Genomic DNA, 13,729 nt, shown 5'->3' on the forward strand with positions numbered 1-13,729 from the left:
CTTAACCTTCTCTCTTACCAGCCACGATCCTGCATCCGCTCAGAAGCAGATAAAGTTGAAATTTCAATACCCTTCATAGCAGCACCTAAATTTTTGGAAACATCCGCAATTAATTTATAATCATTAAAATGCGTTGTTGCCTCTACGATAGCACGTGCGAATTTTTCTGGATTCTCCGATTTAAAAATACCCGATCCAACAAATACACCATCTGCTCCTAAATGCATCATCAATGCTGCATCAGCCGGTGTTGCAACTCCACCTGCAGCAAAGTTAACCACAGGCAACTTACCAAGCTTCTGAACCTCAACCAATAAATCATGGGCAACACCCAAATTTTTAGCTTCAGCGTACAGCTCATCTTTGGACATATTCTGAACTTTACGGATTTGACCATTGATATGACGCATATGTCTAACGGCTTCAACAATATTCCCTGTTCCTGGTTCACCCTTAGTACGGATCATAGAAGCACCCTCACCGATACGGCGTAAAGCTTCTCCGAGGTCCTTAGCACCACATACGAAAGGAACGGTGAAATCCCATTTATCAATATGGAACACTTCGTCAGCTGGTGTTAGCACTTCACTCTCATCAAGATAATCTACTCCAAGAGATTCCAAGATCTTCGCTTCAACAAAATGACCAATACGAGCTTTCGCCATAACTGGAATCGATACAACTTTCATAACTTCTTCCACAATGGTAGGATCCGCCATACGAGCCACACCACCGGCAGCACGAATATCAGAAGGAACTCGTTCCAAAGCCATGACAGCTGTTGCACCTGCTGCTTCTGCAATTTTAGCTTGTTCTGCATTCATGACGTCCATAATAACGCCACCCTTTTGCATTTCTGCCATACCTCTTTTTACACGCGATGTTCCTGTTTCCATGTTTTCGCCCCCTGAAATATATATGCTCATACCTATCCCTTCCCATACCTCTAATGACTTATGAAGGGATGGATGGTAAATCAATTAACTTCGAATACAAAAGACTATAGTTATTAAAACAAATTCATGATTCCGTCAAACAAATCGACAAACAACTGTTTAATTCCACGGAATAACAAGCGGAACCATCCGCCCTTTTCTACTTCTTCAGCTGTAACCAGATTCACAGTCTTTTCTTGAGCTTCGCTCATACCCTCAATCTTATAGGTATAAGTAATCGTTCCTACCTTCGTACCCTTGGCCAATGGAGCAACAAGTTCTTCAGCATCCATTAGAGTTACCTCAGAGGTAATCGTCGGATTTTGTGTGCCTTTAGGTACCATAAACTGAACATCTAAGTCCGTCACCACAGCAACAGAAGTCTCAACGCCCTTCTTAACAGGAACTGTTTCCGTACCTTCCACCGTTGTTTTAGGAGCAATCACTTGTTGGATCTCGAAGTTATTAAATCCGTAATCAAGGACTTTCTTCGTCTCAACAAAGCGAGCTGCATTTGTCTCTGCCCCCATGACGACACTGATTAAACGCATGCCATCTCGCTCAGCAGTACCTGCGAAACAATTCCCCGCAGCTTCCGTATGACCTGTCTTCAAACCATCTAGCCCTTCGTATGCATAAGCCTTAAAGTTCGTTATATCTTTATTGGCTTCCAACATCCAGTTATAGTTAATGATCGGATTAGTATCACGTTCACGGAATTGGTGCGATTGTATAGCCGTAAACCTTGAGAAATCCGGATGATCTTGAACAATGAACTTCGCAAGAATAGCTGTATCCATCGCTGACATGACCGTTTCCCGATCCTCACTTGGTCTAAATTTTTCTGGCATATCTGCACGACTAAGCCCAGTAGAATTAATAAAAAATGCTGTTGTCATACCCATACGTTCTGCAGTCTCATTCATCATATCGACAAAAGCTGCCTCAGACCCTGCTACTTGTTCAGCTAAAGCGACAGTAGCATCATTAGCTGATCCGACAGCCATTGCTATGTATAGTTCTTCAACGGTATGCTGATCTCCTTCCGCTAAGAATATACGTGATCCAATTGTAGCTGCTGCGTTCTCGCCCACCGTAATGACTTGATCCCAGCTCAACTTTCCTTGTTTCACTTGTTCTGCCACGATATACTCCGTCATCATCTTCGTCATACTCGCAGGTGGTAATGCAACATCACTATTAATAGATAACAGCACTTCACCTGTCGTAGGTTCAATTAATACGGCTGATTTCACCTGCAAACCTAAACTCGCTGCATCTGGAATCTTAATACCTGTAGTTGCAACCTCAGTTGTTGCTGAATTTGAATTTGTTGTTGTAGCTTCTGTTGTCGATATCTCCGCCTCTGCTAATACTACTAGAGGTAGTGACGATGTAATTAACATATTTAATAGTATAACCGAAGCTATACTTTTCTTGACCAATTGACGTTTACTAGATTTTACTGTCTTATGTTTCAATGAATATAAACTCCTCTCTGTCTATGAAAATAGCCCACTTATTCTATTCTAACACAGCGTATAGTTCAAAAAAAGACAGACAGAGCGAAAATCGCCCTGTCTATGTTGGTACATTGTCTTTAAAGTTGGTTATATTGACATTATACCGAATAATTTGGCGCTTCTTTGGTGATTTGTACGTCATGCGGATGGCTTTCTCGAAGCCCTGCACCTGTTATTCTGATGAATTGTGTATCATTACGAAGAACATCTAACGATTCAGCACCACAATACCCCATGCCTGAGCGAAGTCCTCCAACAAGTTGCATAATCGTATCTGAAAGTGGCCCTTTAAACGCTACACGACCTTCAATACCCTCAGGTACTAGCTTCTTATCGTCATCTTGGAAATATCTATCTTTACTTCCTTGCTTCATCGCACTAATAGAACCCATGCCACGGTATACTTTATATTTACGTCCTTGATAAATCTCAGATTCACCTGGACTTTCTTCAGTTCCTGCAAATAGACTTCCCAACATGACAGCATGTCCACCAGCTGCTATAGCCTTTGTAATTTCACCGGAGTATTTAATACCACCATCTGCGATGATAGGAATACCATATTCAGAAGCAACTAAGGCACAATCATAAATCGCAGTAATTTGTGGTACGCCAATACCAGCGATTACACGAGTTGTACAGATTGATCCAGGTCCAATCCCTACCTTAACGCAAGATGCACCAGCTTCAATCAAATCACGAGTAGCTTCGCCTGTCGCCACATTACCTGCAATAATAGTGAGTTCTGGATATAATCCCCGTAATTCACGAACTGCATCAATGATATTAATATGATGTCCATGAGCTGAGTCTATGGTAATAACATCTACGCCAGCTTTCACTAATGCCTCTGTGCGTTCTTTTGTATCTTTAGAAATACCAATCGCTGCACCAACCAAAAGGCGACCTTGCGAATCCTTAGCAGCGTTAGGAAATTGGATTGCTTTTTCAATATCCTTAATTGTGATAAGCCCTTTAAGAATGTCGTTAGAGTCTACCAAAGGTAATTTCTCAATCTTATGTTGTTGTAAAATAACTTCTGCTTGTTGAAGTGTTGTTCCTACTGGAGCAGTTACCAGGCTTTCCTGTGTCATAACTTCACTGATCTTAATGCTATAATCATGGATAAACCGCAAATCACGATTCGTCAAAATACCAACTAATTTCTTATATTCATTCACGATCGGCACACCAGAAATACGGAATTTCGCCATAACTGCTTCTGCATCAGATACTAGATGATCAGGTGTTAGTGAAAAAGGATTAGTAATTACCCCACTCTCAGACCGTTTCACACGATCTACTTCCTCAGCCTGTTGTTCTACCGACATATTCTTGTGAATGATACCTATTCCACCTTCTCTAGCTATCGCAATAGCTAAAGCAGCTTCAGTTACCGTATCCATACCCGCACTAATTAATGGAATATTCAACTTCACATGTTTACTTAGTCTTGTGGACACATCCACTTCCTTCGGCAGAACCTCAGATTTTCGGGGTACTAATAGTACATCATCGAATGTTAAACCCTCTTTACCAAACTTGTCTTCACGCACCTTGTGTAAACCTCCTCTTTTTCATAAATCCAATAAAAAAACCTTATAAATAAAGCAAAAAACGCGTGTTCTGAAAATATATTATTGTCATCTTAACAAAGGGGGTTAGGGCTGTCAAGAAATTCAGTCTGGTTTCCTTTGTATAATAAGATCTATTCTTCCAACCTATATTAATAAGAAAAGAATCGGCTGATACTATAGCAAATTATATCGGTAACTTTAGTAACTTCGTTAAACCAGCAAATCCAACAAATATAGAGCTTTAGTAACTCTGCTACATCCATTAGCTTCAGTTACTTAGGAATTTTGGTGACTCCCCAGTAATCTCGATCTCTCCTTTAATAGTTGCATAAAATACAAATAATCTCATCCATATTGGTTATTTGCTACTTTCAGTTGATAAACCTACATCTAATTTTATGAAATCACTCTATTTTCAGATATATCACGATTTTAAGTGTACAAAGATACAATTACTTATTCCCCACTTATATTTCTTCTACATTAAGTATACTCTGTGCATCTATTTTATGATTCTTCGGTCATTTGTACTCATTCTTCAACATAAAAAACACAAAGAAAAACCACCATTGATCGAAATCAATAGTGGTTCTTATGCTTGGCGACGTCCTACTCTCCCAGGACCCTGCGGTCCAAGTACCATCGGCGCTGGAGGGCTTAACGGTCGTGTTCGGGATGGGTACGTGTGGAACCCCTCCGCTATCGCCACCAAACGTGATTTTTCGAAGCTTACGCTTCTCGAAATCGCTGCGAGAAAATATCAGCCCTTAGAAAGGACATGCAGCTATCAGATGTTTGATCACCTGAAAACTAGATACGAACGAATCTGCATTGAAACACTTGTCTCCGTAGTTCTTCCTTCGATGCAAAGCGTAACGCTTCCGAAGTCAGTTTTCCTACGGAAAACTTTTAGGATAAGCCCTCGACCGATTAGTATTGGTCAGCTCCGTGCATTACTGCACTTCCACCTCCAACCTATCTACCTCGTAGTCTTCAAGGGGTCTTACTAATTGGGAAATCTCATCTTGAGGGGGGCTTCACGCTTAGATGCTTTCAGCGCTTATCCCGTCCGCACGTAGCTACCCAGCTATGCTCCTGGCGGAACAACTGGTACACCAGAGGTGCGTCCATCCCGGTCCTCTCGTACTAAGGACAGCTCCTCTCAAATTTCCTGCGCCCACGACAGATAGGGACCGAACTGTCTCACGACGTTCTGAACCCAGCTCGCGTACCGCTTTAATGGGCGAACAGCCCAACCCTTGGGACCTACTTCAGCCCCAGGATGCGATGAGCCGACATCGAGGTGCCAAACCTCCCCGTCGATGTGGACTCTTGGGGGAGATAAGCCTGTTATCCCCAGGGTAGCTTTTATCCGTTGAGCGATGGCCCTTCCATGCGGTACCACCGGATCACTAAGCCCGACTTTCGTCCCTGCTCGACTTGTAGGTCTCGCAGTCAAGCTCCCTTCTGCCTTTGCACTCTTCGAATGATTTCCAACCATTCTGAGGGAACCTTGGGGCGCCTCCGTTACTCTTTAGGAGGCGACCGCCCCAGTCAAACTGCCCACCTGACACTGTCCCCGAACCGGTTTACGGTCCTAGGTTAGAACCTAGATACGATCAGGGTGGTATCCCAACGGCGCCTCCATAGAAGCTTGCGCTCCTATTTCTCAGGCTCCCACCTATCCTGTACAAATCGTACCCAAATTCAATATCAAGCTGCAGTAAAGCTCCATGGGGTCTTTCCGTCTTGTCGCGGGTAACCTGCATCTTCACAGGTATTAAAATTTCACCGGATCTCTCGTTGAGACAGCGCCCAAATCGTTACGCCATTCGTGCGGGTCAGAATTTACCTGACAAGGAATTTCGCTACCTTAGGACCGTTATAGTTACGGCCGCCGTTTACTGGGGCTTCGGTTCATAGCTTCGGGTTTCCCCTAACCACTCCCCTTAACCTTCCAGCACCGGGCAGGCGTCAGCCCGTATACTTCGCCTTACGGCTTCGCACAGACCTGTGTTTTTGCTAAACAGTCGCTTGGGCCTTTTCACTGCGGCCCCCTCGTGCTATTCACACTACCGGGGCACCCCTTCTCCCGAAGTTACGGGGTCATTTTGCCGAGTTCCTTAACGAGAGTTCTTCCGCGCGCCTTAGAATTCTCTTCTCGCCTACCTGTGTCGGTTTGCGGTACGGGCACCTTCTCCTGGTTAGAGGCTTTTCTTGGCAGTGTGAGATCATGACCTTCGCTACTATAATTTTCGCTCCCCATCACAGCCCAGCCTATTAGTGTGCGGATTTGCCTACACACAAGCCTCACTGCTTAGACGGACTATTCCATCAGTCCGCGTCACTACCCTGCTGCGTCACCCCATTACTCATAACGGATTACGGTGGTACAGGAATTTCAACCTGTTGTCCATCCACTACGCCTTTCGGCCTCGCGTTAGGTCCCGACTTACCCTGAGAGGACGAGCCTTCCTCAGGAAACCTTGGGCTTTCGGCGGATCAGATTCTCACTGATCTTTTCGTTACTTATACCGGCATTCTCACTTGTATAGTGTCCAGCGCTCCTCACGGTACACCTTCAACCTCTATACAACGCTCCCCTACCCCAGATGCGATTAGCATCTAGCCATAGCTTCGGTGGTGTGTTTAGCCCCGTTACATTTTCGGCGCAGAGTCACTCGACCAGTGAGCTATTACGCACTCTTTCAATGGTGGCTGCTTCTAAGCCAACATCCTGGTTGTCTGTGCAACTCCACATCCTTTTCCACTCAACACACACTTGGGGACCTTAGCTGATGGTCTGGGCTGTTTCCCTTTCGACAATGGATCTTAGCACTCACTGTCTGACTCCCGGATATAAGTACATGGCATTCGGAGTTTGACTGAGCTTGGTAACCCTTGCGGGCCCCGCACCCAATCAGTGCTCTACCTCCACGACTCTTCATTCCGAGGCTAGCCCTAAAGCTATTTCGGGGAGAACCAGCTATCTCCGAGTTCGATTGGAATTTCTCCGCTACCCCCACCTCATCCCCGCATTTTTCAACATGCGTGGGTTCGGGCCTCCAGTGCGTGTTACCGCACCTTCACCCTGGACAGGGGTAGATCACTCGGTTTCGGGTCTACGTCCACGTACTATATGTCGCCCTATTCAGACTCGCTTTCGCTGCGGCTCCGGCTTCTCACCTTAACCTTGCACGGGAACGTAACTCGCCGGTTCATTCTACAAAAGGCACGCCATCACCCATAGATAGGGCTCTGACTTTTTGTAAGCACACGGTTTCAGGTTCTATTTCACTCCCCTTCCGGGGTGCTTTTCACCTTTCCCTCACGGTACTGTTTCACTATCGGTCGCTAGGGAGTATTTAGCCTTAGCAGATGGTCCTGCTGGATTCATACGGGGTTTCACGTGCCCCGCACTACTCGGGATACGTCTCGGAGGGAATACATTTTCAGCTACAGGGCTTTTACCTTCTATGCCGGGCCTTTCCAGACCTCTTCGCTTAATATATTCCTTTGTAACTCCATGTGAGACGTCCCACAACCCCAAGGAGCAAGCTCCTTGGTTTGGGCTAATCCGCGTTCGCTCGCCGCTACTGACGGAATCACTATTGTTTTCTCTTCCTCAGGGTACTTAGATGTTTCAGTTCCCCTGGTCTGTCTCTACCCACCCTATGTATTCAGGTGGGAGTGACTGCGTATTACCACAGCCGGGTTTCCCCATTCGGACACCCCCGGATCAAAGCTTGCTTACAGCTCCCCGAGGCAGTTTCGTTGTTCGCCACGTCCTTCATCGACTCCTAGCGCCTAGGCATCCTCCGTGTGCTCTTAGTAGCTTAACCTCAATTTTTCTCAAAGAGAAAATATTGTAGCTACTTTTACACTTTGTTTTGTTAACAAGTAACAAAACGTAAATATAAAAGAATGTTTCAACTTGCAAATTCGTTCGTTATCTAGTTTTCAAGGATCAAGTTCCTACCGCTTGTTCAGCGGAAGAATATCATATCATTTTCTTTCCTCACCAGTCACCCAGTAAGTATTGGAAAAGATATTACTTTGAAAGATTGCTCTTTCAAAACTGAACACGAGTGAGTGTCGACTTTGCATTGCAAAGTCTATTTACGCCGACTTACATCGGACGCTTTGAATGTTTCCGTTGCAGGAAACGATTCTCCATAGAAAGGAGGTGATCCAGCCGCACCTTCCGATACGGCTACCTTGTTACGACTTCACCCCAATCATCTACCCCACCTTCGGCGGCTGGCTCCCTTGCGGGTTACCCCACCGACTTCGGGTGTTGTAAACTCTCGTGGTGTGACGGGCGGTGTGTACAAGACCCGGGAACGTATTCACCGCGGCATGCTGATCCGCGATTACTAGCAATTCCGACTTCATGTAGGCGGGTTGCAGCCTACAATCCGAACTGAGACCAGCTTTGTTGGGATTGGCTCCACCTCGCGGTTTCGCAGCCCGTTGTACTGGCCATTGTAGTACGTGTGTAGCCCAGGTCATAAGGGGCATGATGATTTGACGTCATCCCCACCTTCCTCCGGTTTGTCACCGGCAGTCTGCTTAGAGTGCCCACCATAATGTGCTGGCAACTAAGCATAAGGGTTGCGCTCGTTGCGGGACTTAACCCAACATCTCACGACACGAGCTGACGACAACCATGCACCACCTGTCTCCTCTGTCCCGAAGGCCGCCACTATCTCTAGTGGATTCAGAGGGATGTCAAGACCTGGTAAGGTTCTTCGCGTTGCTTCGAATTAAACCACATACTCCACTGCTTGTGCGGGTCCCCGTCAATTCCTTTGAGTTTCAGTCTTGCGACCGTACTCCCCAGGCGGAGTGCTTAATGTGTTAACTTCGGCACCAAGGGTATCGAAACCCCTAACACCTAGCACTCATCGTTTACGGCGTGGACTACCAGGGTATCTAATCCTGTTTGCTCCCCACGCTTTCGCGCCTCAGCGTCAGTTACAGCCCAGAGAGTCGCCTTCGCCACTGGTGTTCCTCCACATATCTACGCATTTCACCGCTACACGTGGAATTCCACTCTCCTCTTCTGTACTCAAGTCACCCAGTTTTCAGTGCGACCCAGGGTTGAGCCCTGGAATTAAACACCAAACTTAAATGACCGCCTGCGCGCGCTTTACGCCCAATAATTCCGGACAACGCTTGCCCCCTACGTATTACCGCGGCTGCTGGCACGTAGTTAGCCGGGGCTTTCTTCTCAGGTACCGTCACCTTGAGAGCAGTTACTCTCCCAAGCGTTCTTCCCTGGCAACAGAGCTTTACGATCCGAAAACCTTCATCACTCACGCGGCGTTGCTCCGTCAGACTTTCGTCCATTGCGGAAGATTCCCTACTGCTGCCTCCCGTAGGAGTCTGGGCCGTGTCTCAGTCCCAGTGTGGCCGTTCACCCTCTCAGGTCGGCTACGCATCGTCGCCTTGGTGAGCCGTTACCTCACCAACTAGCTAATGCGCCGCAGGCCCATCTGTAAGTGGCAGATCACTCCGCCTTTCAGTGTCTCCCCAGGAGAGGAAACAAGTTATCCGGTATTAGCTACCGTTTCCGGTAGTTATCCCAGTCTTACAGGCAGGTTACCTACGTGTTACTCACCCGTCCGCCGCTAAGTGATTTGAAAGCAAGCTTTCAAATCACTCCGCTCGACTTGCATGTATTAGGCACGCCGCCAGCGTTCGTCCTGAGCCAGGATCAAACTCTCCATATAGGACCAAACGAAGTTTGGTTGACCGTCATTTAATTGATCCATCTCCTTGCAGAGAAGATAATTAAATGGCGATTTAATGAAAAGAGCGATTCGCTCATTTTGAAACAAACTGACGAGAAATTTCTTTCTCTATCAAATGATTTCTCATTTGTTTTGTTCTCACTTTCGTGAAAACCACTCACTCGTTGTTCAGTTTTCAAAGATCAATTTCTTTCGTTCTTCGCCGTTAGTTACTCTCGGCGACAACTTCTATATCATAACATGTCCGGTTCGTTTATGCAAGCTTTATTTTCGTTTAGTGTTTCGAACGAGTATTCCCTTGCCACATCATTTATATACTACTTAAATGACCGGAATAAGAATATACCATGAATAGACTACACAATGCAAGCCTTTTTAAAAAAATAATACCAACCCTCCTTCCTTATACAGAAAGATGAGTTGGTATTTATCGAGTATTACAGATTATTGTTCTTTCAAAGGACGCATATGAGGGAACAGAAGTACATCACGAATGGAAGCCGAATTAGTAAGCAACATTACCAAACGATCAATCCCGATCCCAAGCCCGCCTGTAGGAGGCATACCGTACTCTAGTGCACGAATGAAGTCATCATCCATTTCATGCGCTTCATCATTCCCTTGCTCACGCTCCAATAGTTGAGATTCGAAACGCTGACGCTGATCAATCGGATCATTCAATTCCGTAAAGGCATTAGCATGTTCTCTAGCCACAACAAATAGCTCGAAACGATCTGTAAAGCGTGGATCTTCTTCATTACGCTTAGCTAAAGGTGATATTTCCACAGGGTGACCTGTAATAAATGTTGGTTGAATCAATGTTTCTTCGACGAATTGCTCAAAGAATTCATTTACAATATGACCAAACTTGTTATGAGCTTCAACAGGTACCTTATGTTCTTTTGCCAGATTACGTGCCTCTTCATCTGTCATATGAACACTGAAATCTACACCTGTTACTTCTTTAACTGCATCAACCATAGATACTCGACGCCATGTCGGAGTTAGATCGATCGCTTGACCTTGATAATCTATAACTGTTGTACCCAAGACTTCCTGCGCGATATGAGCAACCATACTTTCCGTTAGATTCATAATATCGTGATAATCAGCGTATGCCTCATAAAGCTCAATCATGGTAAACTCCGGATTATGGCGAGTAGAGACACCCTCGTTACGGTATACACGTCCAATTTCATATACCTTTTCAAGCCCACCCACGATAAGACGCTTCAAATGAAGTTCGATTGCAATACGCATATACATATCCATATCAAGCGCGTTGTGATGCGTCATAAATGGTTTCGCAGCCGCACCACCTGCAATCGTGTGTAATGTTGGTGTTTCCACTTCCAAGTATCCGAGTGAATCCAAATACCGGCGCATGGATTGAATAATACGAGAGCGCATAACAAAAGTTTGCTGTACTTCAGGATTCATCATCAAGTCGACATAACGTTGACGGTAACGTAGTTCCACATCTTTAAGTCCATGGAATTTATCAGGCAATGGATATAAAGATTTAGACAGGATCTCTACATCCTCCACTTTAATTGTGGTCTCACCCGTTTTTGTTTTGAACATTTGACCCTTAACACCAATAATGTCACCAAGATCAAATAATCGGAACGCATTGAATTTCACTTCAGGAACCGAGTCTTGACGTACATATATCTGAATCTTTCCACTAAGATCCTGGATTTGAGCAAAAATAGCCTTACCCATGCCCCGTTTAGCCATAATACGGCCCGCAACACAGACATCTATTGCTTTTTCCTCTAATTCATCATGTGAGAATTGATCATATTCTGCGACCAATTCGCCAGCGTTGTGTGTTCTGTTGTATTTCTTACCAAATGGGTCAAGACCCATTCCTCTAAGCTCGTCCAATTTGTTGTGACGAATCTGTAGCATTTCACTAAGTTCGTTTTCCTGGTTGTTTAACTCTTCCGACATGCAACTTCATCTCCCTCATCTTCACTCAACACTTACCCATCACTTGCAGTAAACGGTTCATCAGCCGATCAAGTGAAACTTATACTTTTTTTATTTTTAAAAAAAAGCTTCCTTTTAGGAAGCCCTTTTAAACAAACCTCTTACATAACTCTTATTTTCTGATATCGACGATCTCATATTGTATAACGCCTGCTGGAACATTGACATCAACAACTGCACCTTTTTGTTTACCTAGAATTGCTTTACCAACTGGACTTTCATTCGATATCTTGTTGTTAAGAGGGTCCGACTCAGCGGTACCTACGATTAAATACTCTAACGTATCACCATATTCTAGATCTTTCACGACTACCGTAGCACCTACACCCACAGAATCCGTATTAATATCGTCATTATTGATGATTCGAGCATTCCGTAGCATTTTCTCAAGAGTAATAACTCTTCCTTCAATAAAGGCCTGTTCATTCTTAGCGTCTTCGTATTCCGAGTTCTCGCTAATATCACCATAACCAATAGCAACCTTTATTCGTTCAGCGATCTCACGACGTTTGACAGACTTAAGTTGCTCTAACTCATTCTCTAACCTCTTGAGACCTTCCTGTGTAAGAATGACTTCTTTATCGCTCATTAAACCGATTCTCCTGTCAATTAATAATTTAAAATGTCCGAGTCAATTTCATAATTACGCAAGGCGATTATGAAATTGACTCCCTTATACTTATAAATGATACTATATGCGGAATCTGAGGAGTCAGAACATCCTCTGCTGCCGTAATTAAGACTAAGTCGAATTTATACTGAAAAAGTATATGGTAACCATTTCAAAAAGTCAATGCAGTTTCACTGGCTAATACGTAAAGATTAATTTGTCTATGCTGTTACAGCTGATAAATCACCATTACTCTCATCTTGCTGATTCAAGGAGTTTACATAATCCTCCAGAATCTTCACCATTTCATCTCGTCTTGTTTCTTCCATAATCTCATCTTTAATTCGAGCTGAACCCTTTAGCCCTTTCAAATACCAAGCTAAGTGTTTACGCATTTCGAGAACTGCATGTTGTTCCCCTCTCATAGCGATCAAACGATCCATATGGAGAATGGCAATTTTAATCTTTTCTTCAGCCGTTGGATCTGCAACCAGTTCACCTGTCTGCAAATATTGAATGGTACTGTATAGCATCCATGGGTTACCAAGCGCTCCGCGACCGATCATAACACCATCACAACCCGTTAACTCCAACATCCGGCGAGCATCTTCAGGTGTTACAACATCCCCATTACCAATGACAGGAATAGATACAGATTGTTTTACTTCTTTAATGATATCCCAATTCGCATGGCCGGTGTATAGTTGTTCTCTCGTTCTTCCATGAACACTCACCGCTTTGCCTCCTGCACGTTCTACAGCTTGGGCATTCTGTACAGCATAGATATGTTCACTATCCCAACCCGTACGCATCTTTACAGTTACAGGTTTATTCACAGCAGCCACTACAGCGGATACCATCTCATAAATTTTATTTGGATCCAGAAGCCAACGCGCCCCTGCATCAATTTTAGTTACTTTTGGAGCAGGACAGCCCATATTAATATCAATAATATCAGCATTTGTCTCGCGATCTACGACTTTGGCTGCTTCAACGAGAGAATCACGGTCTCCCCCAAAAATCTGTAAACTCAATGGCTTTTCCCGTTCGTCTACAAAAAGCATATCATGTGTACGTTTGTTACCATGGACGATAGCCTTGCCACTCACCATCTCCGCACAGACGAGTCCCGCTCCAAATTCTTTAGCTATTAATCGAAAAGCAGGATTACATACACCCGCCATAGGCGCTAGCACGACTTGGTTCTTCATTTCAATATCGCCAATTTTCAGCATGTGATGATCACCCCAAAGTTTTTATTGTATTACTACTTGCGTTACTTCGATAAAAACTAGCTTCGGAAGCATTTACTTAGTTTTTTATTGTGTTACTA

The 13,729-nt window shown here is 44.6% G+C and carries 6 protein-coding genes and 3 rRNA genes; all 9 read right to left on the minus strand.

The features are described 5' to 3' along the window. Positions 1-14: 14 nt before the first annotated feature. The gene (gene pdxS, locus LPB68_RS11555; protein WP_068658914.1) at positions 15-896 is read right to left on the minus strand and encodes a pyridoxal 5'-phosphate synthase lyase subunit PdxS; all 882 of its coding nucleotides are present in this window, start codon (positions 894-896) and stop codon (positions 15-17) included. A 113-nt stretch (positions 897-1,009) separates the two neighbouring features. Continuing rightward, positions 1,010-2,416, minus strand: coding sequence for a D-alanyl-D-alanine carboxypeptidase family protein (locus tag LPB68_RS11560; protein WP_068658912.1), 1,407 nt, complete (start codon positions 2,414-2,416; stop codon positions 1,010-1,012). Positions 2,417-2,556: 140 nt separating this feature from the next. Next, positions 2,557-4,014 carry an IMP dehydrogenase gene (gene guaB / locus LPB68_RS11565; RefSeq protein ID WP_068658910.1) on the minus strand — a complete coding sequence of 486 codons (1,458 nt, stop codon included), beginning with the start codon at positions 4,012-4,014 and terminating at the stop codon, positions 2,557-2,559. 617 nt (positions 4,015-4,631) lie between these two features. Continuing rightward, positions 4,632-4,748: ribosomal RNA gene (gene rrf, locus LPB68_RS11570) — 5S ribosomal RNA — on the minus strand. Between the two features lie 197 nt (positions 4,749-4,945). Further along, positions 4,946-7,877, minus strand: a 23S ribosomal RNA gene (locus LPB68_RS11575). A 337-nt stretch (positions 7,878-8,214) separates the two neighbouring features. Next, positions 8,215-9,770 (minus strand): 16S ribosomal RNA (locus LPB68_RS11580). Together the 16S, 23S and 5S rRNA genes form the textbook arrangement of a ribosomal RNA operon. A 465-nt stretch (positions 9,771-10,235) precedes the next feature. Beyond that, positions 10,236-11,747 carry a lysine--tRNA ligase gene (gene lysS, locus LPB68_RS11585; protein WP_068661252.1) on the minus strand — a complete coding sequence of 504 codons (1,512 nt, stop codon included), beginning with the start codon at positions 11,745-11,747 and terminating at the stop codon, positions 10,236-10,238. A 151-nt stretch (positions 11,748-11,898) separates the two neighbouring features. Beyond that, positions 11,899-12,375, minus strand: a complete 477-nt coding sequence (greA, locus tag LPB68_RS11590; protein ID WP_068661253.1) for a transcription elongation factor GreA — start codon at positions 12,373-12,375, stop codon at positions 11,899-11,901. Between the two features lie 242 nt (positions 12,376-12,617). After that, entirely contained in the window at positions 12,618-13,631 is a 1,014-nt protein-coding gene (gene dusB, locus LPB68_RS11595) for a tRNA dihydrouridine synthase DusB (protein ID WP_068661254.1), read from the minus strand. Between the last annotated feature and the right edge of the window lie 98 nt (positions 13,632-13,729).

It is taken from the genome of Paenibacillus crassostreae, from assembly GCF_001857945.1.
Lineage (GTDB): Bacteria > Bacillota > Bacilli > Paenibacillales > Paenibacillaceae > Paenibacillus_AQ > Paenibacillus_AQ crassostreae.

Bases quoted from the DNA above. Each gene is read 5' to 3' on its own strand.
- lysS (WP_068661252.1), bottom strand. From the start codon at position 11,747: ATGTCGGAAGAGTTAAACAACCAGGAAAACGAACTTAGTGAAATGCTA.
- greA (WP_068661253.1), bottom strand. From the start codon at position 12,375: ATGAGCGATAAAGAAGTCATTCTTACACAGGAAGGTCTCAAGAGGTTA.
- dusB (WP_068661254.1), bottom strand. From the start codon at position 13,631: ATGCTGAAAATTGGCGATATTGAAATGAAGAACCAAGTCGTGCTAGCG.
- pdxS (WP_068658914.1), bottom strand. From the start codon at position 896: ATGGAAACAGGAACATCGCGTGTAAAAAGAGGTATGGCAGAAATGCAA.